At 39.3% G+C, this 26165-nt stretch carries 23 protein-coding genes; 12 read left to right on the forward strand and 11 right to left on the reverse strand.

The window, feature by feature from the left end; all coding sequences use genetic code 11:
* Window positions 1-332 precede the first annotated feature (332 nt).
* Genes tcuA through AOC35_RS02485 form a run of 3 tightly spaced genes read left to right on the forward strand, consistent with a single transcriptional unit; the run spans window position 333 to window position 4259 of the window.
* Window positions 333-1817 (forward strand): FAD-dependent tricarballylate dehydrogenase TcuA, encoded by a 1485-nt coding sequence (tcuA, locus tag AOC35_RS02475; RefSeq protein ID WP_108645614.1) that lies wholly within the window; start codon window positions 333-335, stop codon window positions 1815-1817.
* A gap of 51 nt (window positions 1818-1868) precedes the next feature.
* Complete coding sequence (locus AOC35_RS02480) at window positions 1869-3227, forward strand: MmgE/PrpD family protein (RefSeq protein WP_108645615.1); 1359 nt, start codon at window positions 1869-1871, stop codon at window positions 3225-3227.
* Between the two features lie 45 nt (window positions 3228-3272).
* On the forward strand, window positions 3273-4259 hold the full coding sequence (locus tag AOC35_RS02485; protein WP_108645616.1) for a Bug family tripartite tricarboxylate transporter substrate binding protein: 987 nt from the start codon (window positions 3273-3275) through the stop codon (window positions 4257-4259).
* Between the two features lie 9 nt (window positions 4260-4268).
* On the opposite strand, the gene AOC35_RS02490 is transcribed toward AOC35_RS02485, so the two are convergent.
* From AOC35_RS02490 to AOC35_RS02500, 3 genes are read right to left on the reverse strand one after another with little or no spacing between them, the layout of a single operon-like run.
* A complete protein-coding gene (locus AOC35_RS02490) occupies window positions 4269-5030 on the reverse strand; it encodes an SDR family NAD(P)-dependent oxidoreductase (RefSeq protein ID WP_108645617.1) in 762 nt (253 codons plus the stop codon).
* A gap of 14 nt (window positions 5031-5044) precedes the next feature.
* The gene (locus AOC35_RS02495) at window positions 5045-5959 is read right to left on the reverse strand and encodes a dihydrodipicolinate synthase family protein (protein WP_159077451.1); all 915 of its coding nucleotides are present in this window, start codon (window positions 5957-5959) and stop codon (window positions 5045-5047) included.
* Between the two features lie 26 nt (window positions 5960-5985).
* Window positions 5986-6900 (reverse strand): dihydrodipicolinate synthase family protein, encoded by a 915-nt coding sequence (locus AOC35_RS02500; protein ID WP_108645619.1) that lies wholly within the window; start codon window positions 6898-6900, stop codon window positions 5986-5988.
* Window positions 6901-7035: 135 nt separating this feature from the next.
* Between AOC35_RS02500 and AOC35_RS02505 the strand changes: the two genes are divergently transcribed.
* The 5 genes from AOC35_RS02505 (at window position 7036) to AOC35_RS02530 (ending at window position 12807) form a co-directional block, all read left to right on the forward strand.
* Window positions 7036-7932 (forward strand): LysR family transcriptional regulator, encoded by an 897-nt coding sequence (locus tag AOC35_RS02505; protein WP_108645620.1) that lies wholly within the window; start codon window positions 7036-7038, stop codon window positions 7930-7932.
* A 369-nt stretch (window positions 7933-8301) separates the two neighbouring features.
* On the forward strand, window positions 8302-8712 hold the full coding sequence (locus tag AOC35_RS02515) for an HIT family protein (RefSeq protein ID WP_108645622.1): 411 nt from the start codon (window positions 8302-8304) through the stop codon (window positions 8710-8712).
* 182 nt (window positions 8713-8894) lie between these two features.
* The gene (locus AOC35_RS02520; RefSeq protein WP_108645623.1) at window positions 8895-10511 is read left to right on the forward strand and encodes a metallophosphoesterase family protein; all 1617 of its coding nucleotides are present in this window, start codon (window positions 8895-8897) and stop codon (window positions 10509-10511) included.
* Window positions 10512-10513: 2 nt separating this feature from the next.
* Window positions 10514-11293 carry a DUF6197 family protein gene (locus AOC35_RS02525; RefSeq protein ID WP_108645624.1) on the forward strand — a complete coding sequence of 260 codons (780 nt, stop codon included), beginning with the start codon at window positions 10514-10516 and terminating at the stop codon, window positions 11291-11293.
* Window positions 11294-11955: 662 nt separating this feature from the next.
* Window positions 11956-12807: an Abi family protein gene (locus AOC35_RS02530; protein ID WP_159077452.1), complete on the forward strand. Its 852-nt coding sequence runs from the start codon at window positions 11956-11958 to the stop codon at window positions 12805-12807.
* Window positions 12808-12880: 73 nt separating this feature from the next.
* On the opposite strand, the gene AOC35_RS02535 is transcribed toward AOC35_RS02530, so the two are convergent.
* Together AOC35_RS02535 and AOC35_RS02540 are read right to left on the reverse strand one after the other, a co-directional pair.
* Entirely contained in the window at window positions 12881-13372 is a 492-nt protein-coding gene (locus AOC35_RS02535) for a hypothetical protein (RefSeq protein ID WP_108645626.1), read from the reverse strand.
* 30 nt (window positions 13373-13402) lie between these two features.
* Window positions 13403-13666 (reverse strand): hypothetical protein, encoded by a 264-nt coding sequence (locus AOC35_RS02540; protein ID WP_108645627.1) that lies wholly within the window; start codon window positions 13664-13666, stop codon window positions 13403-13405.
* Window positions 13667-14039: 373 nt separating this feature from the next.
* Between AOC35_RS02540 and AOC35_RS02545 the strand changes: the two genes are divergently transcribed.
* From AOC35_RS02545 to AOC35_RS02560, 4 genes are all read left to right on the forward strand, one after another.
* Complete coding sequence (locus AOC35_RS02545) at window positions 14040-14402, forward strand: hypothetical protein (protein WP_108645628.1); 363 nt, start codon at window positions 14040-14042, stop codon at window positions 14400-14402.
* Between the two features lie 282 nt (window positions 14403-14684).
* Window positions 14685-15155 carry an HD domain-containing protein gene (locus AOC35_RS02550; RefSeq protein WP_108645629.1) on the forward strand — a complete coding sequence of 157 codons (471 nt, stop codon included), beginning with the start codon at window positions 14685-14687 and terminating at the stop codon, window positions 15153-15155.
* Window positions 15156-15162: 7 nt separating this feature from the next.
* The gene (locus AOC35_RS02555; RefSeq protein ID WP_108645630.1) at window positions 15163-15600 is read left to right on the forward strand and encodes a hypothetical protein; all 438 of its coding nucleotides are present in this window, start codon (window positions 15163-15165) and stop codon (window positions 15598-15600) included.
* Between the two features lie 295 nt (window positions 15601-15895).
* Window positions 15896-17512 (forward strand): hypothetical protein, encoded by a 1617-nt coding sequence (locus AOC35_RS02560; RefSeq protein WP_108645631.1) that lies wholly within the window; start codon window positions 15896-15898, stop codon window positions 17510-17512.
* A gap of 5 nt (window positions 17513-17517) precedes the next feature.
* Here the strand turns inward: AOC35_RS02560 and AOC35_RS02565 are convergent, their stop codons facing one another.
* The 6 genes from AOC35_RS02565 to AOC35_RS02590 all read right to left on the reverse strand — a co-directional run bounded on the left by AOC35_RS02565 (window position 17518) and on the right by AOC35_RS02590 (window position 26131).
* Window positions 17518-17769 (reverse strand): DUF2442 domain-containing protein, encoded by a 252-nt coding sequence (locus AOC35_RS02565; RefSeq protein WP_108645632.1) that lies wholly within the window; start codon window positions 17767-17769, stop codon window positions 17518-17520.
* A gap of 88 nt (window positions 17770-17857) precedes the next feature.
* A complete protein-coding gene (locus tag AOC35_RS15890) occupies window positions 17858-18004 on the reverse strand; it encodes a DUF4160 domain-containing protein (RefSeq protein WP_211307542.1) in 147 nt (48 codons plus the stop codon).
* A gap of 487 nt (window positions 18005-18491) precedes the next feature.
* The gene (locus tag AOC35_RS02575; protein WP_108645633.1) at window positions 18492-22520 is read right to left on the reverse strand and encodes an NACHT domain-containing protein; all 4029 of its coding nucleotides are present in this window, start codon (window positions 22518-22520) and stop codon (window positions 18492-18494) included.
* On the reverse strand, window positions 22521-23777 hold the full coding sequence (locus tag AOC35_RS02580) for an ATP-binding protein (RefSeq protein WP_211307464.1): 1257 nt from the start codon (window positions 23775-23777) through the stop codon (window positions 22521-22523).
* A 446-nt stretch (window positions 23778-24223) separates the two neighbouring features.
* The gene (locus AOC35_RS02585) at window positions 24224-24967 is read right to left on the reverse strand and encodes a Fic family protein (RefSeq protein ID WP_108645635.1); all 744 of its coding nucleotides are present in this window, start codon (window positions 24965-24967) and stop codon (window positions 24224-24226) included.
* Between the two features lie 336 nt (window positions 24968-25303).
* Window positions 25304-26131 carry an SDR family NAD(P)-dependent oxidoreductase gene (locus tag AOC35_RS02590; protein WP_108645636.1) on the reverse strand — a complete coding sequence of 276 codons (828 nt, stop codon included), beginning with the start codon at window positions 26129-26131 and terminating at the stop codon, window positions 25304-25306.
* Between the last annotated feature and the right edge of the window lie 34 nt (window positions 26132-26165).

Here is a 26165-nt window from a genome sequence, read left to right on the forward strand (position 1 = left end):
TTGTTATGTTGTTCTAAGGATATCCTAGTTACCTTTGGCAAACTAGAAAAAATATAAAAACAGGTAACTCAAATTGGGGTTAATCCTCATGCTTACTGCTTGCTTAGGAGATAAGATGATAAAACTGACTAGGTATTAGCCCTAGTATTCTTTTACTTAAATGACCAGGATGAGAAGAGCTAAAACAACTGATTTTAAATCTTGCAGTTAACAGTGATTCTTTCTGGCATGATCTTTTTTATAGTGGTATTTCTATAAAATCAATTGAGTATCAGATTGGTTTAATGCGTAACAAATGACTATTTTTAAAATGACTAACATTTGGGGTTTTTATGGAACAGTTTGACGTGGTTGTTGTTGGAAAAGGAAATGCTGCATTATGTGCTGCTTTAGCTGCTTGTGATAAAGGCGCAAAAGTTGCCATGTTGGAAGCGGCACCAATTGAAGACTCCGGAGGTAATAGTCGTTTTGCGGGGGGAGTAATGCGATTTGCGTATAGCTCTGCGAAAGACTTACAACGTCTAGCTGATATTCCTGATGATGAAGCTGAATCAACTGATTGGGACAACAACTCAAGAGATATTTTCTTCGATGATTTGCTCCGTGTTACCAATGACCGTACAGATCCTGACTTATGTGAAACACTTGTGAATAATAGCTTGGAGGCAATGGTCTGGTTAAGAAGTCAGGGTGTGAGGTTTGTGCCCACTTACCGCGCACAATCTGCCATTGTCAATGGTAAGAGAAAATTCTTTGGCCGCATGCCCATGGAAATATCCGGTGGTGGTCCTGGTTTGGTGCAATATCTCAATGACACAGCAGTTAAAAAAGGAGTACAGATATTTTATGAAACTCGAGCTGTTTCTTTAATCTATGATGGGGTTAAATTGTCAGGTGTTAATGCGAAAGTTAAAGGTGTACCCACTGAATTTCATGCAAAATCTGTTGTCCTTGCCTGTGGTGGTTTTGAAGCAAATCCAGAATGGCGTACAAAATACCTAGGTCCTGGTTGGGAATTAGCTAAAGTCCGCGGTACAAAATACAACATGGGTGATGGTTTAAAAATGGCGCTAGATATTGGGGCGTGTCCTTACGGAAATTGGTCTGGAAGACATGCTGTTTCATGGGAGCGTTACGCTCCTGAATTCGGGGACTTAACTTTGCCTCATAGTTCATATCGCCATAGTTATCCAATGTCATTGATGATTAATAACGAAGGTAAACGTTTTGTAGATGAAGGAATCGATTTTTATAATTTTACCTATGCAAAATATGGTGGCGAGGTCTTAAAGCAGCCAGGACAAGAAGCTTGGCAAGTATTTGATGCAAAGGTCAAACATATCCTTCGTCCTGAGTATGGTGATAGGATGGTCACCCGTGTTGTTGCCAATACCATAGAAGAGTTGGCTGAAAAAATGGAAGGCGTTAATACTCAAGAATTCTTAAAAACAGTTGCAGAATTTAATGCTGCGGTAAAAACTGAAGTGCCATTTAATCATGCGATTAAAGATGGGCGAGGAACAGAAGGGATTGATCCACCCAAATCCAATTGGGCAAATCCTTTAGATACGGCACCATTTGAGGCTTATCACACCACCTGTGGTATCACATTCACTTTTGGTGGCTTACGTATTAATCCAAAAAATGGTCAGGTGCTTGATGTGCATCATCATCCAATTCAAGGGCTATATACAGCTGGTGAAATGGTGGGCGGTATATTCTATTTCAACTACCCAGCAGGAACTGGTTTGGTTTCAGGTGTGGTCTTTGGAATGATTGCAGGAAATGGTGCTGGTGAGGCTTCTTTAGCCAATTAATCTAAGAGCCTTTCTGTAATAAGAGGCCAAAGCTGACAAAGTGGAATAAATATGTTCACACAGGATTTAGCGAATTTCGTTTCAGACGCATGGTCATGCCCTATGGCAGAAGACCTATTGCTCAAAGCCCAAGATGCTTTCATTGATTGTTTGGGAGTTGGCTTAGCAGGATCTTTAGAACCTGTGACAGAAAAAGCAATCGCTTGGAGCAAGATGAATGGTACTGGTAGTTTTGCTATATTTGGTCAGCGTACCTCGGTTGGGCTTGCTGATGCTGCATTGATTAATGCAATATCTTCTCATGCGCTTGATTTTGATGATAGCCACCCTAATCTCAGGGGACACCCTAGTGTGACATTAGTCCCAACTGCTCTTGCAATTGGACAGATGCAAGGCTCATCAGGAAAAGATGTATTAAAAGCCTATGTTCTTGGGCTTGAGATTGCGGGTAAGCTTGGAAGGGCGGTAGGTGAGGAACACTTTATGAAAGGGTGGCATTCTACCGCAACGATGGGTGCTTTTGGAGCGACAACGGTTGCTGCATGCTTGTTGGGGTTAAACTCTTTGGAATTACAGCATGCTTGGGGACTTTTAGCTTCGCAAACGAGTGGTCTAGTTCGTAATTTTGGCACGATGACCAAGCCATTTCATGCTGGGCATGCAGCAAGAAGTGCAATTCAATCTGCTTGGTTAGTCAAGCAAGGGTTTACATCAGATCCTATTATTTTTGATGGGAAGAATAGCTTTTTAGATACTTACGGTGGCAGAGATAGACTGTCCCCGAAAGAGATTTTGAGTTACTTAGGGAGCCCCTGGGAAATCGTTAATCCTGGTGTGTACGTTAAAGGTTGGCCTTGTTGCTATTCAAATCATCGTGCTATTGGTGGTCTTTTTGGATTAATAGAGAAGTACCAATTAGTTGCCGAAGAAATTGAAAATATTTCCATTGGGTTTTTACCAGGTACAGATACAGCGCTTGTCAGTAAAGATCCTAAAACAGGCCTTGAAGGTAAATTTAGTATTGAATATGTTTTATCTGCCATATTTTTAGATGGGGAGCTAACTTTAGAGACCTTCTCAGATGAAATGGTAATGCGAGGCTCAGCTCAAAGCTTCATTAAAAAAATTCAGCGTTACGCCATTGAGGATGAAAAAATCTATTCTGGTATCTCAGGGTATACCGATTTAACTGTATCAACAAGTAGAGGTGAATTTAAAACTCGAATTGATAAAGTTCCAGGATCTCCCGCGTGGCCACTTTCTGAAAAAGATAAAAAAATAAAATTTATAGATTGTGCCAAGCGTGCAATTGGACCGGAGCAATCAGAAGAGTTATACCAAGAAGCAAGTCATTTAATGCAGAGTTTAGATTTAAGGAAATTGATTGATTTACTAATACCTATTCCGTAGTTCAACCAGAATGAAATAAGAGTTTAGTTATTCAGGGGGAGACATATGCAACACTATAAAAAGTGCCTTATTAGCTTGATTGGAGTATTACTAGTTGGTTCTACAGCGATGATACATGCGGCTGAGAATCCTGCTGATTGGCCGTCTCGGCCTGTAAAAATTATCATTCCTTTTAGTTCGGGTGGTGGGACAGATAACTTATCCCGCGTACTTGCTCAAAAGTTAACTAAAATCTTTGGGCAAACTTTTATTGTTGATAATCGACCAGGCGGGGGCGGTACGATTGGTGCTGAACAAGTCGCTAGATCAACTCCAGATGGCTATACCTTATGTATTGTTTCAGGAAGTTACTCTGCTACTCCAGCATTACATAAGCTTCCTTATGACCCTGTTAATGGCATTACGCCTATCAGTTTGTTGGCTACAGGGCCTTTAATTGTAGTAGCAAGTTCTTCTTTAAAAGTGAAAACGTTTCCAGAGTTAATTACCTATGCTAGGGCTCATCCGTATGAAGTTTCTTTTGGATCAACAGGTATAGGCAGCAATGCTCATTTGGTTGGTGAGATGGTTGATCAAATTACCAATGTCAAAATGACACATATCCCCTATAAAGGAGCAGGACCTGGTCTGACTGATTTATTATCAGGGCATCTTAATCTAGGGTATTACACCTCAGTTGCTGTGACACCATTTATTCAATCGGGTAAGTTAAAGGCCTTAGCTGTAACGACGGAAAATCGTGTCGATAGTTTGCCAGAAGTTCCTACGATCAAGGAATTTATTCCTGAATTTGGTTCTATGGAACATTGGTATGGATTATGGGGGCCAGCCGGTATCCCACCAGAAATTGTGAACCGCTTAAATGCGGCCGTATCTAAGGTGATCGATACTCCTGAAATGCAAGAAAGAATTTTGGCAGAGGGATTTTCTCCATTTAAGGGATCTCCAGAAGATTTCCGTAAACGTTTATCGATAGAAGTACCTCGTTGGATAAAAGTCGCTAAGACCGCTAATATCAAAATGAATGATTAATCTAGGATGTCAAGCGCAGGTGATACCACCATCTAAGATGAGGGTTTGACCAGTCATAATCGATGCAGCCTCACTAGCCAGGTAACTTACTGCTGCGGCAACATTTTCAGCAGTGCAAAAACGCCCCAGTGGAATCTTGCTCAGTCTAGATTGGCGATACGCTTCATCGGGATTAAATTGATTAATGCGAGCAGCAGTTTCAACACGACCTGGTGCTATGGCATTAACTCGAATATCATGCTGCGCCCATTCAAGGGCTAACATTTTTGTCATTTGCATCATGCCTGCTTTTGAAATTCCGTAGGTACTTCTTTCGGCTGTGCCTACGACACCATGTAATGAAGCAATGTTGATGATTGAACCAGCTTGCTTATTCTGTATCAGATACTTTCCTACAGCTTGAGTTATAAAGTATGTGCCTTTTAGATTGGTATCTATCACAAGGTCCCAATCACTCTCGCTAACGTCTTCTGCAGCTCTACGAAGTGCGACTCCGGCATTATTGACTAGCACATTAATCTGACCCAATTGTTTTAGCGTGGATGAAATGCACTGAGCAATACTTTTTTGATCGCGAAGATTAAGTTGTATAGCGATTGCTTCAGAACCAATCGCTTTAATTTCTGCGAGTACTGGATCTAATTTTTGAATATCACTAGAAGAGGTTAAAGCTAGTCGATAGCCATCACGTGCAAGCGCAAGAGCGGTAGCATGTCCTATACCTTGGGCTGCACCTGTGACGATAGCGACTGGCGTGAGTATTGTTTTCATAAATTATGAAGTGATTACCATCCTTTAGGTTCATTATTCATGAATGATAACGCCATTAATTCTTTAGCGAGTGCTGCGTGCTCTGTTTGAGTTAATTGGTTTTGTGGTGGTCTTGGAATACCACAATCTCTACCCATGGCGACAAGGGCGCTTTTTAATGAGGCGAAACCATATTTCTTCAATAAAAACATTAATGCAGCCATATCTTCTTGAGCTTTACGAGCCTCTGAATAACGCTCAGTTCTACAAATGGTATATAGCTCCTTTACAAGATTAGGGGCGATACTACTGAGTGAAGAAATCATACTCGTCGCACCAATGGCGCCGGATGAGACCATATATTCATTACCAGCCAATAATTGGAAATCTGGTTTAGTACGCCAAACATTTGAGATGATATTGATCATAAATTGCCAGTCAAGGCTAGCATCAATTAATCCCGAAAAATTACCCAATTGCTCTACAAGTTTGAGGACTTGGTCGGTTGAAAGCTTAATGCCGCCCATCTCATCGGGAGTGTAAAAGAGAAAGAAGGGAAGTTTTACTGCCTTGGCAACTTGACTAAAGTGTTCAGAAATCATCGCAGCTGGCGGAGTCCAGTAGTAGGGTGTCGTACAAATAATCGCTTCTGCGCCAACCGCTTCTGCGTATTTTGCTCGAGCTACTGCAATTGATGTTCCAGAATCACTCACATGAGCAAGAACAGGAATGCGACCATTGACTTGTTTTAGAACAAAATCAAACTGAGCGCGCTGTTCAAGATCAGTCAAGCTGACAGATTCACCAGGATGCATTGTGATCGCAAGGGATTGGGCGCCATGTTTGATATGAAACTCGATGACTTGTTCAAATTTAGCGTAATCAATTTTACGATCTTGGTTAAACGGCGTAATTGGTGCGTGAACTAAACCGGGGGTAAAAGTAGACATAGAAGGGGCCTTATTAAAAGATGGATTTACCAACCATGAGGTTCGGTATCAAGAATGCCTAACTCTTCAAGCTTCTTAGCAATAAAGGCTTGACGTTCCTTAGTTGCTGTTGGCAAGGGAGGTCTTGTAGGGCCTACGGGTCTACCCATGATGACCATACCACCCTTTAATGAAGATGGATATTGATCTCGGAATAAATCCCACAATTGAGCTAATTTAAATTGAAGCTCTCGCGCTTTAACACTATCACCTCTAGTGCAAGCATCAAATAATTGGCTGCATAAGTTAGGGCAAATTCCGCCAGCAGAAGAGTAAGATCCAACGCAACCGAGTGGCACTGAAGGAGCTAAAAATTCAACTCCTGCTACGATTGAAAAGTCAGGACGTACTTTTAGGGCAGCTCTTGAGATCTCTAAAAATTTAGCACTGTCAAAGCTCGCTTCTTTCATGGCAACTAAGCTAGGAACATTTTCAAGTAGTCGTGTAATTAATTCACCTGTAAATTCAATACCTTCAAGGTAGCTTGGCGAGTTATACGCAATGATGGGGAGGTCCATTGACTTGCTTAGGCGAACATAATATTCATAGATAGCATCTTGTGATGGGCTCCAGAAATAAGGAGTGATTGCGATAATTGCATCGGCACCAATTTTTTGAGCGTGCTGGGCAAGCTCAATAGAATCTTCCACAGAAAGTGCGCTGACATGGACAGAAACTGGAACTCTTCCAGCAACAGTTTTAACCGCTACTTCTGCAAAAGCTTTACGCTCAGGTATGGTTAAATTCAGTGATTCTCCTTTGTGATGAGGCCATGATATTGCTGTAGCCCCAGTTCTTACGTGAAAATCCAGTAATTTTTCAAAGGTTGGTAGGTCAGGAGAAAAATCATCCTTCAAAGGTGTTACGGGACTTTGCATTACGCCTTTAAGAATAAGCGGCATGTATTTTCCAATCCATAGTTAGGTTTGTGGGTAGCTATCTATCTGTCTGTTACCTTGTTTATTCTAGTGAAATTTAAGGATTTTGAATCATAGCTAGGTATACAATCACCTTTAACTCTACAATTAAATATCACCATGGATCGCTTACACGGCATTGTTGTATACCTCAGAATTGTTGAAATTGGCACACTCAGTGGAACAGCAAGAGATCTAGGGGTTTCTACTGCTGCAATTAGTGCTACTTTGGCTAGATTAGAGGCCAAACTATCTGTCACCCTACTTGATAGAACGACTCGTCGTTTAAGGGTTACGGAAGAGGGGGCAGAGTTTTACGAACGATGTAAAAAATTAATGTTTGACCTTGATGAAGCTGAATTATCTATAGGTAGTGCAGGTAAAGAGCCTAGGGGTAAATTAAAGGTCGGTATTCCATCAGGTCTTTGCAAAATGTGGGTGGTTCCGCACTTGCCTGACTTTATTAAAAAATATCCAGCAGTTTCCCTAGAGATTGTTTGTAGTGACTTTGTTCCTTACACGATTGATGATGGGCTTGATTTATCAATCCAGGTTGGTGAACTACATTCATCAAGACTGGTGATGAAACATTTATCAAGTATTAACTATGTCGTTTGTGCATCGCCAAAATATTTAGACGCAAAGGGGATTCCACAAACGCCTGAAGACTTGAAACAGCATGCCTGTATTTCATATCGTCGTCCAAGAAATGGTTTGATACGAGAGTGGCGATTTAAAGACAGAGATAAAAATCAACATATGGAGATCGATGGTTATCTCACATTTAACAGTGGCGAAGCCCTTGTAAGCGCAGCTGTTGCTGGTCTAGGTGTAATTCAGTCAGCTGAATACTATGTTCGGCCAATGATTGATGCTGGTCAACTTATTCCAATTTTAGAGTCTTATACAGTCAAAGGCCATGACATTTCTGTCGTATTTAGACAATCTAAAAATTTACCGCCTAAGATGCGTGTGTTTATTGATTTTTTAAGCGAAATATTTCAAAAGTTTCCATAATTTAGGGCGGAGTGGTTGACTATGTCAATTCGCTTTTGAAACTACTTTAACGAAAATTTTGATGGTTTTGTTATTAACCAAAAGCTCTAACGGTTCGTTTTGAGAATGATCCGACGAGTCAGTATTTTGTGCTAAAAAATTTGTTAATATCTCTCTATTCCTAGAGTCGGATAAGATGGTTTTAGCGGATGTACTTTTAAGTGCTTTCATGATTTCATCTTAGCAGAAGCCTAAAAAGATCATTAGAAAATCCCCTAGAAAAAACTAGAGTAAAAATTAACGTAGTCAAATTAATAAGGACTTATGAACAGATGGTTTCCTGCAAGCAAGCTACCTCTTTCACAAAAAAGAATTTAGAGGAATCATTAAATGAGTGAAAATAAACCAGAGGGTTGTTTGTTCTGTATTGTTCAGACGATTGATCGTGGTCGAATTGTTGAAGAAAATGATTTAGCCTTTGTGATTCGGGATGCATTTCCAGTATCTGAGCATCATTCACTTTTTATACCTAAACGCCACGTACTCGATTACTTTGGTTTATCCCAAGAAGAAGTGATTGCGATTCACAATCTAATACATTCTCAAAAAGCATACTTAAGCAATTTTGATAAAACTATCGATGGTTATAACATTGGCATGAATTGCGGCGAAACTGCGGGTCAATCAGTCTGGCATTGCCATGTTCACTTAATCCCCAGAAGAAAAGGCGATACCGAATATCCTAAAGGGGGCGTACGTCACGTTATTGCTTACAAAGGAAATTATGAGGATTTAAGATAAGAGAGTCGATTCTTACTGTCCCCTGTTGTATGTCTCAGTAACACTTCCCCTTGAATTGATCTTCTTTCCCTGAACTGTACTAATTCAAAATTGAGTATTAAACTTTGCTTATAAAAGCTTAATAAGTAATACCGAAATAATTAAAACCTAAATAATTAAAACCTTACAGGGGACACTTTTGTATGAGCAGCAAGCGTCGCGAATTCTTTAAATCAAGTTCGGCCTTAGCCTTATCTAGCGCTATCTCCCCCGAAATCTTTGCTGATTTTCTGCCAAATAAGGCTCAAACTAATAAGGGTAACTGGGATCAAGGTACGGTTCGACATATTCTGCCGACGGTGAATGACACGCAAATGCTCATCAAAGTCTCCTTCAATACTTTGCAGAATAAACCGCCGATTCTGAAGATCGGCACTCAAAAAGTCATCGGTAAGAGAGAAGATACCCAAGGAGAGTGTTGGAGCTTCTATCAAGATAATCTAGTACCCAATAAACAGTATCTACTCAATTTAACCAGTAGCTCTGGTAAAAGCTTATGTGAGACTTGGCCCCTAAAAACCTTTCCTGCGCCCCAAGAGCAAACTAAAAACTTTCGTTTATTTATCTATACCTGTGCTGGTGGACATGAGATCCATGGATTTTTACCATCTAAAGTTCGTAACCAATTATTAAAGCGCGGTTTAAGTTTTAAGCCCGATGCGGTAATTGCGAATGGTGATCATGTGTATTGGGATTTACTCGCCCCGGTGGGATCAACGCTTTTTGCAAAAAGACCAGAGTCAATTGCTTATGCTGGTAGCTATGAAAGATCCTCGCAAGTCTTAGGGACGAGTAATGAGGATGTTTTAAAGAAGGCTGCTGGTTCGCAAATTACCCCCGTCTACGGTGCAGACCTGCGTTCAACCCCAGTGTTCTTTTTACAAGACGATCACGATTATTTTGATAATGATGAAGCTACCGATGAGGTGATTACCTTTCCGCCCTCGTACTTTATGATGCAACTCGCTAGATCTACTCAGAGCTTATATTATCCAGAGTTCTTGGCAGATAAAGGACGTCCCCTGGGTTTGCCATGGTCCTCTGCTAAAGATAAAGCAGCAGGCGTTTCAGAAAGCTTCGGCACACTGCGCTTCGGCAACTTAGCAGAAATCCTTCTGTACGATGTTCGTCGCTCTCAAACCTTAGCTGGACCCAGTGCAGTGTATTTAGATCCTGAAGTAGAGCGCTGGCTAAATTATCGGACAACAAGCTCTAGTGTGAAACATGTTGTGCATGTCCCCTCCAATCCACCAGGTTGGACAGCGGGTAAGTGGGGCGAATGGTACGGGGATGTTTTGGGTAAAGACGGTAAGCTCACGATTGCCGAGAAAAAGCCCTACTGGCAAGAGGGATGGCTGAAACAGCATGATCGCATCATGACGGCCATTCATAGCAAGCAAGACAGAATTCCACTCGTTATCAGTGGTGACTTACATGCCATCGCTTTAGGTAATATGCATCGATCTGGTAATTTAGATTTTTCTAAAAACCCAATTAATGTTTTGTTGTCTGGACCCATTGGCTCGAGACCTGGCCCTAATGGTTGGCCTTCAGGCAGAAGAGGGACTGGTGCGAAGCCATCGCTTTATCTTGATTTTGTGGAAGAGATCAGTCCAATTGAACAACATGGTTTCACCATTGTAGATTTTACGGAAGATGAAATCAAAATCCAAATGTTCAAGTGGGATATCAAAACGCAGTCAGTGGCGGATATTGATCAACTGCAACCGTTTCATACAAAAGTTCTATCTAAGAAATGATCATGATAAAAAATCAACTGCCCACTTTAGGAAAATTAATTCTTACCTCATTACTACCCATTGTCTTGTTAATGAGTTCGAACTCTGCACTGAGTCAATCGAACCAAGACTTCGTCGTGTGTAAATTAAAAAATAATGGCAGTGAGTTTGCTGGAACCTGTAGTGTGCCCTGTGCAGTCAATGCCTTAAAAGCGAATTTTGATAAGTTGTTGCAGTCTTGTAGTGACTCTTCACCACCCAGGATTGTTACAGCGAGTTTAAAGAAAGTCGATTTGAAAGGAAATTACTTAGGTAAGATGGAAGGCAAGTATCCTGAAGATCCCACTCGGTTTGAAATTGCCGATAGTAAGTATGTCGCAACCAAGGTGGCTAAATTACCTTTTGGTTGGTTTCCACTGGCATCAATCCAGGAAGAGGGTGATTCTCTACAAGTGACCATTAATGCAGACAAAGTCTTGCCTGCGACCCAAGATGATCTGAACATCATCGATCGCGCGCTTCAATTACTTGCTAGTCCCGATATTTGGAACAAAAATGACAATCGTATTTGTTTACCCAATGCCGCTAAGATCAGTCTATTTTGTGCCTTAACGCAGGCCACGATAGAGGTTTCAGGCGGAGTTCACTATCGACAACCTGCCCATGAAAAAGTGCGAGAGGTTTTAAATGAAGTTGGCGGTGATCGTGTTAAAACACACCGCTTAATGGATTACAACAATCATCCGGATACTACCTTTGATGAAGTGAGAAAGCTATTAGTTGATGCGAAAGCAAGGATCTAGATTAACTAAATTGAGGCAAACCTTTGATTAGGACTTTTTTTGCTCACTTGTCCACGTTGCCATTGCAGAGAATAACTAGTTAAAGTAATGAGAAGTCATCGCAACTTTTGCTAATCTTTTTCACAGACCCCTTTGTATTTAAAAACTTGAGGATTAACATATTCAGAAACAAAATTAACTTCTTCTTTTACTATTTCACCTGAAGATTTATTGAGAATAAGTTGCACAGTTTTATCGTGACCTTGAGTTAATAACTACTATTCACCGTGATATTTTTTTCATCACCAACCATAGACTTCAAATTTAATGGAAGGTCATGGGTGAAAAAATTTTCGCTCAATTTCTAGTCTTGTTAAAAACGTAAAAATATTTTCTGTTAGACAAATCCAACATAAAAATTATGGGTAATGTTGAGGTTGCAATTGGTGAACAGGTTAAGATGAACATTGATCTAAGTAATTAAATTTTCAAAGTACGATAAAACTTATTATCCAAAAAATAATGTTGTAATTGTGCATTTCGATAGACTTAAAAGCCTTTTTATGTAACTATATTAATAACAACACCCTCCAAGCCTCTTAACAATGCTCACCCAGGAGGGTTTTTTATTTCTTATGAGATATCAGAAGCCACCAACCTCAATCGAACAACAAATTACGATTATGAGAAATCGAGGTTTGATCATTGAGGATGAAAGTTATGCAAGGCAATGTTTACAATTTGTTGGCTACTTTCGTTTATCTGGCTACGCTTTACCTTTTCAATTGAATTACAACAATGATGGCTCTCACACTTTTATACGAAATACTTGCTTTGAAGACATAAGTGATTTATACGTATTTGATAGAAAACTTCGGCTTTTGGTTATAGATGCGTTAGAGCGAATTGAAGTTGCTGTTAGATCAACCATTAGTCAAGTGATGAGTGAACGTGTCGGCGTCCATTGGTATTTAGATTGTTCGACATTTTCGTCTAATTTTGATTATTTTAGTTTTTTTGATCGTTTGAAGAAGGATATTGGGCATGATTATTCTAAAAGAGCTGTAAGACAAGTATTTATTCAGCATTATTTTAAAAAATATACTGATCCTCCTTTACCACCTTCATGGATGATTTTTGAGATTTTATCTTTAGGAACGGTATCTAAAATTTTTAAAAATTTATTACGAGAGCATCAGAAACAAATCGCAAAGGAATATGAACTTGATGGGTCGATATTTTCATCTTGGCTTCATTCATTAAGTTACCTAAGAAATTTGGTAGCTCATCATCAGCGTTTATGGAATAGAAAATTTACGATTAAACCTGCCGTTGCAAAAAAGTTTTCTGATGACTTGACTTCACAAGATAGATTTTATGCACAAGCAGTATTGATACAGGTACTGTTAAAAGTAATCTTTCCCGACTCTGGATGGTCACACAACTTGTGTAAGTTATTAAATGAACACCCAACCGTTAGTATTGAAAAAATGGGGTTCCCTGTAAATTGGACAGCCAAAGATCTTTGGAAGTAATCTATTCAGGGTAATTTAATTATCTTGGTATATATCCTGAATTAAAAAACATGCACTCAATTATTACTTGATTTCAACCTTTTTCACAAACCCCTTTGTATGTGGAAGTTTGAGGATTAACAAACTCAGGAAGGAAATTGACTTCTTCTTTGATGATTTCACCTGAAGACCGATTGATCAGAAGTTTGACCGTTTTATCACGACCTTGAGTTAAGAAACTACCATTCACTCTGATATGTTTTTCATCAACCACTACGGACATATGCTCAACACCCGTATCGTTACGATGGTTGTTCGTCACAAAGGTGAAATCTGGATTGTCTGACTCAATTAGCCAGACATCACTTTTTTTACTTAATTCATTAGTAGTTGATACTGGTATGTACGACACTGTAAGAGTTGGGTTGATTTCTTTTGGGGGTGTTTCTAAAGTAGTTCCATTATTTTGAATGTGTGAAGAGCTTAACAGCCCCTTACATATAAAGACAATTTTTGTTTCTGAGTTTTTACTGCATCCACTCAGAATGAAAAAACAAATGGGTAAGGCGTAGAAGAATTTTTTCATGGTAGGTAAATCACTTTTTTATCATTATTATTAAACATCAAGACTAGTTTCAGACTTGTTGTTAGATTCACTTGTCAAAGAAACTTTACCATCATAGTTCAATTGCAAATTCTTCGTGCCATATTTCGGAATTGAATCAAGACATAGAGCTTCAAACTTATTCAACTTTCTCCTACTAATAAAGCCTAGGTGATGAAGATCACTAGCTGTTTCATGAACAGCCTCAAAAATTGGGCTTTTAGCATTTACTTTATAGATTATTGCAAGGTCCTTAAGTACCTTTAATTCATCCAATCATTTTTCTCCAATTGATTTGACAAAAAATCAGACGGTTTTGTTATTAACAATGAGTTCCAAAGATTTATTTTGTGAATAGTCAGATATCGTATTATTCTGGTCTAAAAAATTGCTTAATTTCTCTCTATTCCTTGCATCTGCAAGAATGGCTTTGGCTAATTCACTTTTCAGGGCTTTCATGCTTTTATCTTAGCAGGGCTTAAATAAAACCAATTACTAATAACCCTAATAACTAAAGTGAAAATGAATCTAGATGACATTCCTTTAGGTTTGAATCTAGCTAATTTATAAGAGGGATTTGAGTTATTAGCTCAACTTATGAGCCTAGACTTTTCTAAACTATAGCTATCGGTTCGACAGAGGAGAAATCATGCGTGACTATACATTTTTGAACGGTGCTCGTTTTTCAGTTAATAATCTATTTCGTAGTTTGCGATTTGATGTCGACCGTCTCGATCTGAGTTGGGTTGATAGTGAAAAACCAGAATTTACCAGAGGACTACGTATTGTTGATCATCATGAAGTGAATACAATCACTGTGGATGGTGAGGAGGCTGACAATCTCATTTATAGCCTTACTTACCTATTCGGGAAAGAAGAGGGCTATGAGGCTTTTAGAGTGGCAATGGATGCGTATTTAATAGTGGCCTTAGAGTCAAAGGAGTATTTGGTATCTAAGCAAACCAAGAATCCGGAGGGAAAGCCTGAGGCATCGGAGGCATTTATCCATTGAGTAAGTCGGGTGACAGGAGCTTTAGAGTAAATTGAAACGGCCTTCATTCGTTTTTTATAGACGATTGATTTACGAAAGTTGATCAAAGGTTGATCAGAGTGCGAATTACTTGGTTTACTTTTACAACTAAAAGAACCAAACCTTCCGTGTTAGATAAGGTTTTCTGAGAGATTGCTAAAATCAACTAATACTTTATTTAGAAATATTCAAGAATGAATTTTTTCCTCATAGCACATCAGTTACTTCTCAAAATGAATCGACACCTAAATTGTGAGGTCTTCGATGGATTTTGATCGTTCAGGATTAGTTGCTTTAATTAAACGTGAATTTAAGCTCAATTGGCATGGTGTCCATGGGGCCAATCATTGGGCGCGTGTCTTGCATCACGGCAAAACAATCGGCACAATTCGTCGGGCGGATTTGTTAGTAGTTGAACTATTTGGCTTTCTCCATGATAGTTGTCGTTTCGATGAGCATCAAGATCTGTTACACGGTACGCGTGCTGCAGAGTTTGCTCACGGGATTCATGGGACTTTTTTCCAGTTAACCCCAAAGCAACTCGACACTCTTTGTTATGCAATGAAACATCATTCTGGTGGAGAGGTGTCAACCAATAAAACCATCCAAACCTGTTGGGATGCTGACCGATTAGATTTAGGACGAGTCGGAATCATTCCAGCGCCAAAATATCTATCGAAACAGGCCTCCCTTTTCATTGATACTGCCTATGACTGGAGCATTCAAGTACCATGAAAGCATCATGTCAGATGACATGGATGAAAATAGTCCTGATAGTCTATTAGGCGCTATTATTAAAGCCTTGGTATTGGTAGCAATTTGGCCTTATCTTTTAGTATTACTGGGTATTTTTATTGCTTATTTACTCGGTTTAGCAGCGCTTGCTTGGATTGAAAAAAATTGGCTATTCACCTTAGAATTTTCAGTTGGAGTTGCAGTGATATATGGCCTCTATCGATGCCATCTTATTGTTAAGGTATGGGAATTTGTATTTGGAAAAGTACAAGTAACTCCTACTGGCAACATAGTAGAGGAAATTTCAGACTTTCCGCAGCGAAAATTTATTCCTTCATCAAATCTATATTGTTTTCTCTGTATCAAGAAACTTGGCATACAGTCATTTGAAATTAACCATCAATTTTATTGTAAAGATTGCAGTATAAAGATTACTGATGATTAAAAATCTAAGCAACAATCTGTTGTCAATCCCGACCTCATTGGCTAATCGCCCTCAGATGGAAAAACATAGAAAGAATTTCAGTATGTGCAAATGATGCACATACTCAATTGCATCCGTCTTTTTAGAAGATTCATAACTAGTTAATCGTCTACAGAAAGATCTTCTAACTAAAGCTGTCATTGCTAATTCATTCGAAATCAAGGTAGACTATTCGTCAAGAGACGGGCAGATCCAATCACAAGACTTATTTGCGCACTGCCATAGAGATAAATAAAAAAAAGATAAGGGATTTGCCATGGAAAGAAGAGATTTTCTAAAAGGTGCAAGTGCAGCCGCTTTGTATGTGAATGCACCGAGTGATTTGATGATTTCTTCTGCATCGGCAAAGCCGGTGTCCGACAAAAATTGGGATACTGGACTTGTCCGGCATATTCTCCCTACAGTGAGTGATTCTGAAATCCTCATCAAACTCTCTCTGAATCAAGCCCAGAAATCTCCTCCCATTTTACGCATTGGTAATCAGGTAGTGATCGGCAAAATGACGGATACGCAGGGAGAATTTTGGCAGTTTTTTGCGAAGAATTTAAAGCCTGCTCAAACTTATCAATTGAGTCTCAAAAGCCAACAAGGCGCACAGTTATGCCAGCCTTGGGATTTAACTACCTTCCCTGCCAAGGACTCTAATCCTGGTCAATTCAAAGCATTATTTATTTCCTGTGTAGGCGGTCATGAAGCGGCTGGATTTTTACCGAACGAAGTCAGAAATCGTCTACTACGAAGAGCACTGAGTTTTAAACCGCAAGCAACGATTGTGAATGGCGATCATGTTTATTGGGACTTACTTTCTCCCAGTACTTCTAAGGTGAGGTATGGTGGTAACACGGAACAGGCCATCAAAATTGCTGGTAAGTTCGATCGTGCTGGCCTAGTCCTCGGCGCAGATAATGAGACCGTTCTGAAGAAAGCGGTTGGTCCACAAATTGCTTCTGTTTACGGTGCTGATTTTAGGTCTACCCCCGTATTTTTTCTGCAAGACGATCATGACTATTTTGATAATGATGATGCCTTTGATGAAATCATTACCTTTCCACCTTCTTACTTCATGTTGCAGCTCGCTCGCGCAACACAGTCCATGTATTACCCAGAATTCTTAGCTGATTCGAATCGTCCTAAAGGTCTGCCTTATTCGTATGCAGCCGACCGACCCAGCGGTGTTTCAGAAAGTTTTGGCACGATTCGCTTTGGTAATTTAGCGGAAATTCTTTTATATGATGTCAGGAGAACTGCAACGTTAGCAGGTCCATCAGCAGTATGTGTTGATATTGAAGTAGAAAAATGGTTGGTCAATCGTACCAAGAGTAATGATGTTCAAAACTTGATTCATTGTCCCTCTAATCCTCCTGGATGGTCCGCTGGTAAATGGGGTGAATTTTACCCTGACGTTCTCGGTGATGATAAGAAACTCAGTATTGTGACGCCAAAACCCTACTGGCAACCAGGATGGTTAAAACAGCATGATCGTTTGATGAATGCACTCTCTGGTAATCAAGCAAGAACTCCTCTTGTAATTAGTGGTGATATGCATTCTATTGCTTTGGGTTCCATGCAGCGCACTAATAATTTTGATTTGAGTAAGAACCCCATTAATGTGGCTCTCTCCGGGACAGGTGCTACCTATCCGGGTGGCTGGCCATCGCAAGGCTGGCGTAAAACACCAGCGTTACCATCTCAAGTACTCGACTTTTCTGAAGAGATTAAACCGATTGAGCAACATGGTTTTACTTTGGTGGACTTTACCAAAGACAAGATGGTGTTGAGTTTCTTTAAATGGGATGTGAAAACACAATCTGTTGAGGAGATTGATACCTTAATGCCTTTTCATGTGAAGGAATTGCCAAGAGCACAAGGCTAGGATATTTAAGTTTTGTACCTTAGAGGAAAAGCTGCAGGGTCTTTGATTGATTCAATAGACAAATCAATTTCTAAGTTTGGCCAATAGATATGGTTTTCAGATGGCCATTCTACTTCACAGAGTTCTTTGATAGTTACATCTTTAAACCATGGGAAATTCTCAAAAGAAAGAAACAATTCTTCATTTGGCAACAAAAGCCAAAAACCTTGTGATGAAACCTGTGTGATTTCAATCAGAGAAGTGAGTGTTCCAAGCATTGGTAATTTCCTCATAATGAAGAATAACTAAGTTTCTAACAGCGTTTATTTGTTGATTAGACAACCCATAATTTACAGCAATTATTACTTAAGGTGTTAACCAAAATTTTGCTTCCCCGTCAGCATGACTTACATGAACATGAATTCTGGACTCTTCTCTTGAAAAGAAGAAAAATCTAAAGCCATTTTCTTTGAATATTTGTTGGAGACGTAATTTATTATAAGCTTCAACTATACTCTTAAAAAAGTGTGGTTAATTAATGCTAAAACAATTTTATTCATTAAGATATCGAATCTAATTGATTTTGAGACATGTCTGGCTTCGTAGTTTAAATTCCTTTTGCTTTCCAAGATAAAAAAATTAGTTCTTTTGAATCGTTTCGAAATTACAAATACGCTTGCACAGCCTTCATACTAAATTCCCACAGCTCTTTTTGTAGATTCTTATCTTTTACCATCACTTTGGTGGACTTTACCAAAGACAAGATGGTGTTGAGTTTTTTTAAATGGGATGTGAAAAAACAATCTGTTGAAGAGATTGATACCTTAATGCCTTTTCATGTGAAGGAATTACCGAGAGCGCAGAGCTAGTTTTAGAAGGTAAGTCCAGAACTCTAGTTAAGAAAGTTATTTTCAGGCTTATTTTTGATAGGTAGAAAAATGAGTCACCTAGACCAAGAATTACTTAAAGTTAGTGTAAGAACTTGTAATCAATTGAAGGGTTACTCTCTAGTATTTTTGACTGATTTCGGCCAACTGATATCTAGCACCTTCACAGAAATAGAGTTTTGACAGTCCTTAGTGATATGTTGATCTAGCCTCAGTTCAAGTTCATTAGGAGTTGTTGCTTTTTTTCCATCATCCCTAGCTAGAGTCTGTTCAATGCCTCCCACCCATAAAACCAAGTAAACGCCATACCCCCGCGTTTCTTTAGGTGTTGTATAAAGTGGAATGAGTTGAGCTTGAGCAGATGACCAGAGTTCAGAGTGCCATTCACCTTTGATCTCGATGGGTAAATAGTATTGATCTCGATAAGAAACTCGTATATCGGCACGCTTATCATTCATATAATCGACTTCTGGCTGACATTCAATACCTATTTGAGTAAGATGATTTCTCAGCAGTGTAAGTAGTGCATCGCGACAGCTGTTCTCAGTCTTGTGTTTATTTACTTTTCCTTCAGTCCAAAATTGTCGATAGATATCAGAATTACTTGTTCTTATTTCAATTGCAATTTGTTCTAAGCTATTCATCACGATAGCCTGTAAATCCGAGGGATTGACAGGGGATTGATTTCTTAGGATTTTTACAATGTCAGTAACATTTGGGTGACTAAAACGGTTTTCACGTAATCTTTGTAAAAGCTCTTGCTTACTAATTAGAAGTTGTCTTTTAATCTTGCCAAGTGGTGGAAGTTCTAAGAGGCGATTGAGTTCTTCTAGACTTTCGGTTGTTCCTATTGCCGTGAGTTTTCCGACCAGATTTCTGATGTGATCACCCAAATTCATCGCTTGACTGACAAATCCGCCACCTACTGGCCAATCAAATTCTGCGAATGGTGTCTGAATTTCGATAAGCTTTCCAAGTGTGAATGAACTCATGGTTAGGTCTATTGGTAAAACACCAAAATTGTTACCGATGAAGTCAGATAGGTGTTCTATTCTTTGCCAGGAATGACCTACAAAATCCCAAAGCTTTTCTTCATATTCGACTGGGTCTAGAAATGTGCCTGTGAGAAGGAAGTAAACTCGCTGATTAGGGTCAAGGGACTTGAGTTTCACCTTATGTTCAATAATGCCTGAAAGTTCAGGTATTGAATACTTAAGTGCCGCCCTCAGCAGAGATCGTAATTGAGCGAGTTGTGAGGTTTTATTTCGAGTTGGAAAGCCTCGAAGTAAGGCAGGGAGACATAATCGAGCTAGTGGTAAGTATGCAGTATCTTCTTCTAGCGCATGTATACCATTGATATAGTCTTTTTTTGCTTTGAAACTTGCAATTGAATAGGTAATAAAGATTTTTAATACTAATTCAGGCTTGGTTTTAAGTAAATATAAGAACCAATCTTCCCTCGTTTCAGACCCATTCGTTAAATAAAAGCAAACCACCTTTTCTAAAGTATTGCTATCAATTAATTCAATATTAGATGGATTCTCTGTCCAAAGTATTTCCATACCAAGGAGGCAAGCATCCCTTATAAAATAGGATTCCTTCTTGAGAAAGAGTTTGATGATGTCCTCTACTGCAGGAATGTCCTTGCGCAAGAGGCAGGACTGCATACCTTCTTTCGTTGCCTTAAATACCTCTTCATAGTTATCACAGTAATTTTTGAAGCGATCTAATGGTGTGTCGCCTCTTGTATCTGAATATCTATTTTGCCAAACATTAGCTAGAACATTCATCTGTGCAGGTTGTGCCATACCTTGACGAATCTCTGTAATTTTAAAAGATAGCTCCTCACTTCGCTTCTTTTTAAGCTCGACTTGTTCAATTTGCCTATTTTGATTTGAATAAATTTGCGCTTTATATCCTTCAGATAATTCACACACTAGAAGAGTTTCAAGCCAACCTCGCCTCACTGAATCATTAGCTACTAAATTAAATAGCATTTCAATCGTCAGTCCATGCTGATTGGACCAAAGTGTGCGAGTAGCTTGAGTCAAATGTTCTTTTACAATAACTTGATTCTCAGTAAGGTTGATTTGCTGAAAATGCCATAGTCCAATATCTGAAGGGGCAGGAATACCTTGAAGAACTTGCAAGTCGTTGAAGATCGCATTGAGCGGTTCAGAGTTATCTTTATTACGATCATAGCAAATACCCATTAGTCCTTTGTACCGTTCTGGGCGAATTTTCAACCACTCTGTAATTTCCTTATGAAATTCTGGTTCGTGTAGTCGACCCCCATATTCATCGGTACCTAGGTGTAACCAAGTAAAAAGCTCAAAATCAGAAATTCTGTCCCCATGCGCCTGAACTCCTCTAGCGATTAAAGAAGTAAGCATCCGTGAAAGATGAAAATCTTTCCAGTTGATGAACTGTAAATCACTGTGCTTAGATAGCTGATTGAGTAATTGAGGGAGGTCATCAATAGGGACCCTTTTCGGAAAGTCGTATGCCAAAAATTTCTGGTAAGTCCCGATAAAATGTCTTCGAGGAATTTGTAAATAGCCCAATACATCCAGCGACGTAAGAGATTTAGGAAATAATTCGTTCAGCAAAATTCCTTTTAATTCCTCGTTAGGATCAGAGATTTTATCCTCATTCAACTCATTCAAAAATTCGATTACTTCGCCCGAAGTAATTCCTGAGATCAGCCAAGTTTCTAGTGCAGTTTTTCTGACACGCTCCCACCTAGTTCCGTCTGCGGCAGTTCTTCTGAGCTCAGTATTTAATTTTGCCTGATGAGCTGACTGTTGAAGGACTTTTAGGATGAAAACAAGGTACGTCTGTGTAGCGTCATCTCGATTGGTATTTTGTAGGGCAATCAAATATTCATTTTTTAATTCGGGCTGAAAGAGGGGGGCTAGATCTTTAAAATCTCTCAGATCCCAAATAATGGATGGGTTATTTTGAATCTGGATTTGAAGCTCTTGTAGGATTTGCTTTTTACTATTTACATCCATCGGATAGAGGTCGCTGTACTGCAAGACTGTTAGAGGATCGTTTTTGATTAACCATTGCCTTGCTTTCAAGCTTTTTAAAGCCAGCCACCCATACAGGCCACGAAGATGAGTAACCGCTTTACCATCAAAGCCTAAAATTAGATTGAGTACTCGTTGTATTGGTAGTCCATGCTTGTCGATCTGATCGCCTAACCATTGGGCGGCAAGGTACTCAGCTACACTTCGATGAATAGGCTCCAGTCGTTCTTCGTTTGAGGATGCAGGTACAAAGAGCGTTGTATCTAATACAGAAGAAGCTTGATTGCTTGAGTTGATTTGAAGAGCACTAAGTTCAATAAATAGCTCATTTTGAGCAGTTGAATCGAGAGCGATACCGGATTTGTCACTGAGTAGCAAAATGGCAAAGAGAAATCCTGCCGCATTGATAAGGTCTTCTTGAGAAACTTGTTGAAAACGATTTCTATTACGGTACTTCTTATTTCCTTCTTGAACAAAAGTATTACAACCCAGTTGATATAACTCATCCCGGCTATTAGGCCAAGAAGTTCCTTCCAGGGCCTTGACTGTTAGTTGAAGTGTTTGTGGGTTACTCAACAACGCACTGATCCCTTGCTTGTTGGCCTGTGCGATGAAGTCTTCCGAGTCGGTTCTATTAAAGTTTTCCGCTAGAAGGTACTTGATGTCTACTTCTTTCAGAGGTGTAAGTGTATAAACACCTAGCTGCCCATTTGGAGATGCTCCGATGATTTCATCTTGATCGGAGAGGCCATGCCAATCTGCTGCTCGACAAGCAATACGAAACGCAGGAAAACCCAGTTTCTTGAGCCTGGATCGAACCTGATACAAAATGGTTTGATTGAAACTGCTTACGCGAACCTCATCTAAACCGTCCAAGAATAAACAGTGATTTTTCCATTCATCTTCAATTTCGACTGTAATGAACTCAGCAATTGACAAATACAAGCCATTATTTGCCTTTGCCTCCATTTCAAATACTGTACTTTTTCCCGCCCCCGGCTCTCCTAGCAATATCCATGCTGGAAGAGATCGCAAGTTTTCTAACTGAATCGGATCATTGTCTAGTGAGTCATCAGTTATTTTTTTGACGAATCGAGTGACGAATTTCATTTATTTGAACCATTTTTCAATCGGTTCTAGAAGGAAGTCAGATAAAGTAACTCCGTCCGCTCCTACTACCATTGTTGTTACATTTTTGAACTTTTCAGCAAAAACTTGTATTCCTTTTGGAGTTGCATAATCCTCACTACTCTTCACTTCTATGGCAAGTAATTGTTCTCCTGATGTAAGGACAAAATCTACTTCGTCAGGACTATCCCGCCAATAATATAGACTCGTATTATCGGGTTTGTTGTTGATAAGGTGAGTTCCGACTGCGCTTTCTACTAAACGTCCCCAGTAAGTTCGGTCGTTTTTTGCTTGCTCAAAGCTATATTTTGATTGGGCTGAGACAAGTGCATTGTTATGCACATTGAATTTTGGAGCTGACGCTCTTCGACGCAACTCTTGGCCAGCATATTTTTGTAGTCCTGTCAATAAACCTGCCTGTGATAGAAGTTCAAGATAGTGAGCTAACGTGACAGTGTTGCCTGCATCTTGAAGTTGTCCAAGGAGCTTGTTTAGCGAAACGAGTTGACCTGAGTAGGCTCCTGCACCTAATTCAAATAAGTTTTTGAGTAGTGCAGGCTTATCAACGCGGGTCATTTGCAGAATATCACTCTCAATGTTTGGTTTGATCAGTGCGTCACGAACGTACTGCCGCCAACGAGTTTCATCCTTTATCAGATCTGCTGAGCCTGGGTATCCCCCAAAATAAATGAATTCATTTAAAGAAAAGTCGAAAGCTTCTTGCATCTCTTTATATGACCAATGTGACATGTGAATAGGTTCATATCGACCAGCGAGACTTTCGGTCAATCCTTTTTGCATTAACCAAGGCGATGACCCAAGAAGCACAATATGGAGTGGTAACTGCTCGGCTCGATCCGCATCCCAAAGTCCTTTCACAATTTCCGACCATCGGGGAATTTTTTGTATTTCATCGATGGCTAGAATATGACACTTACCAGATGGTAAAGATCGTGCTTTTGCTCTAGATTGACTCCATTGGTTAATTAGCCATTTTTCAGTTGGTCTAGACCCCAGTTCTATTTGGGTTGTAGTGGTGACATTACTGAAAGGATCTAATTCCGTTGATACTGGCTGATCAGTGGCTACAAAAGTAGATGGCACTCCATTTAGTGCTTGCCGAACTAAAGTTGATTTCCCAATTTGACGTGGGCCTGCGATCACAATCATAAACCGTGGTGGTTCACTGAGTCGACTTTTTAGTGTGGCTAGATATTTGCGGCTGTAAAGTGATTTCATATATGTGAGTAATTTTACTCAGTATAATACAATTTTTATGAGATTTCAAGTTAAGTTGTTGATATTTATGTGGTTGATTCGAAACTCCTTATGCTTAAGCCACGTTAAAAAAGTGTAGACTCCTAACTCCCTTTATTAAAACTTTGTACTAAATTGGTTTATATTTGATTGCCTAAGCTTTTGAATGGTCTCAATTATTTCCTCTATGGTGAGGTCTTTTTTTGTGATCTAAACAACTTATGAAGTCATCTATTTCCCCTATTGGTCTATCAGCTTGAATGACGACTTTACCCTTATGAATCAAAGTGAATTTAATCTTATTGCCTAGCTTTACCTCTAATTATTGTAGAATTTTTTTTGTATGAGCGTCTTTTCCTTTCCTTATAACTTTAAATGTAGAGATTTACGCCTTATGGAAATTAATTCATTTTTTTAGCATCTAGGTGTCAATTAATCAAGAACTCCATCATTTCTGTCGCATCCTTTTTCAGATAAAACTGAATCATTTTTTCATTAAATAGTGCAACTTTATCCGCTGGGATGCTAAGTGCGTCGATACCAGCTGACATGAGGATGCCATTCATCATCAAACGGGATGTGCATTTGTTGCCATTGAAGAAAAACTTGTGCAAAGATCCAAATAGAAAGAAGGCAACTGCTTTCTCGAATGGATGTTGAACATGAAATTGAAGTGCATCGAGTCCGATACTAAAAATACGATTCAATTCGAGTGCACGCATTTCAGTAGTTTTTGATGTATACCGACCATGTTTACCTAGATCAACATACGGAGTGACCTTAGTCTCGTCAGTCACATTGCCTTCACCACGAAAGTGACCCCACCCTAACGCTGTATTGCGAGCTACCAGCCCATTTAATTCCGTAAAGGTGTTTTTATCTAGTGAGAACTGATTTGTCTTGACCAGAGCCAAAAGGTGTTGAGAGGTAATCGCAAGGTTAAGAACTTGCTCTTGATCAGAGAGTTTTCGTCCACCAAAAGTAACACCATCTAGTAAAGTTTTAACTTCAGTAAAAGTGAATGGATTACCTTCAAGGACACTTGCCTCCCAAACGAACTCTGGCAACATACGATGGAAGCGAAAGTTAACTCGCTCGATAGAGTGAATAGTCAGTTTATGAGGAACTTTTGACCTGTTCCATCGAAATCCCAGTGCAGTAAAGAGTTCCATCTGTTTTCTAGACCTAAATGATGAATCACTTTGGATTAAATGATTCAAAGAATCTATTGTAGAAAAACTCAAAACCCATCATAAAACTAAGGTTAAAGCTTAAAAGCTAAATGTTTGACCTTTTCAACTTTGTGGGATTTACGAAAATACTTTTGTGATATCCTCAATCAAATGGGTTGAGACTACTTGGCCGGCGTTGAGCTCCTATGAATATTTAGGAGCTCTTCTGCTTTTTAAGCATTGAAAACTTTCCTAACTTTTTAAATCACAATGAGTGATAACTAGTAAAAAGTTTTGACCAAAGCTTTTCATTTTCTCTTCAAAGTTTTTTTTATATTATAAATAAGCTTGCACAGCCTTCATACTAAATTCCCAAAGTTCTTTTTGTAGATTCTTATCTTTTACCATCTCGGAAACATCGGAAGGCTTTTTACTGACAATGAATGATCCATTCGGAAAAGGTTCCTGCGTAAAGGCACAAAAGAGAGTGTTTTGACATCCCTCATTAGCATTTTTCAGAAAAGTGGTCGACTCTACTAGTCTTGCGGGAGGTGAAGTATACCGCCAGATTTCTGTGAGAATCACACCAGGGTGGACACTATACGCTGTAACGCCTTTGTATTCCTCTCGCTGTACGATTTCTTGTACATGTAGCATATTACATACTTTAGAGAATCCATATTCTGGATAACCTTCTTCTGATTTGGTGGGTGTTCTTAAATCATCCCAACCATAAAATTCAGCAGATCGGTGCGCATTGCTAGCAAGATTAAGAATTCTTGGTGTCGGTGATTTGAGAAGAGCTGGTCTGAGAAGTTGCGTTAATAAAAAGTGTCCTAAATGATTGGTACCAAAGGCGACTTCATAACCATCTTTGGTTAAACCTTTTTTACCTAGTAGACCTGCATTATTAATCAGAAGATCAAGTGGTTCGTTCAGTGCTAAAAACTGCGTTGCTGCATTTTTCACAGATTGCAAATCATCTAGTTCAATCGGCAAATAGGTAACTTTAACGTGAGGTGCAATTTCAGTTATTTTACGGATGAGCTCATCCGTCTTTTCTTTAGATCGATTGGCTAAGTAAAGATTGCAATTGCGCTTTGCAAGTTCAATCGCAGTTTCCCAGCCGATGCCAGAGGTGGTGCCAGTAATTAAAATGTTCATAGCTAATCTCCTATTTTTTTATCAGTTATTTTTA

The organism is Polynucleobacter rarus (assembly GCF_003072505.1).
Lineage (GTDB): Bacteria > Pseudomonadota > Gammaproteobacteria > Burkholderiales > Burkholderiaceae > Polynucleobacter > Polynucleobacter rarus.